The 553-nt window shown below is 48.3% G+C and carries 2 protein-coding genes; both read left to right on the top strand.

Translation table 11 applies throughout. The features are described from left to right. The coding region (locus ACTHUR_RS17160; protein WP_440399908.1) for a 6-phosphogluconolactonase at positions 1 to 413 on the top strand (413 nt) is incomplete at its 5' end. Continuing rightward, positions 394 to 553: glucokinase (locus ACTHUR_RS17155; protein WP_440399910.1), on the top strand; the 160-nt coding region annotated here is incomplete at its 3' end. The genes ACTHUR_RS17160 and ACTHUR_RS17155, both read left to right, overlap by 20 nt.

Raw genomic sequence — 553 nt, 5'->3', positions numbered from 1 at the left:
TTGCCACATGGATTCCTGTTGTTGAAGACGGAAAGTCTGAAACTGAATTACAACCTGAAGTTGTCGTTGCTTATGCATTGAAACATTACAAGCAACCTGACGTGCTGGTGTTGGGCATGGGAGGAGACGGGCATACAGCGTCGTTGTTCCCTCAAGCGCCTCAATTACAGGCCGCAATCAATGAAGCTGATGACCCGACATTGATTCATACTACGCCGGTTACCGCGCCGCATGAGCGTGTGAGCATGACTTTGGGTGCGATTGCCAAGACGCCGAATGTATTTTTGGCCATTCAAGGCGCAGAGAAAAAAGCAGTATTTGATAAAGCTGCCACAAGGGCTGATACCGAATATCCGACCAGCCTGATTCTCAATCACCAAGGAATTAACTGCCATGTCTACTATGCACACTGAAGCTTATCCCCGCCTGGTCGCCGATATCGGCGGTACGAATGCCCGTTTTGCGCTTGAAACTGCACCGCAAGTGATTGAGAAGGCTGAAGTTTTACCTTGTAAAGATTACGATACCGTCGTTGATGCCGTCAAAACTTATT

Source organism: Neisseria sp. P0021.S007, from assembly GCF_051956855.1.
Note: the sequence above shows the minus strand (reverse complement) of the source record. Positions and strands in the feature narration are given on the sequence as shown.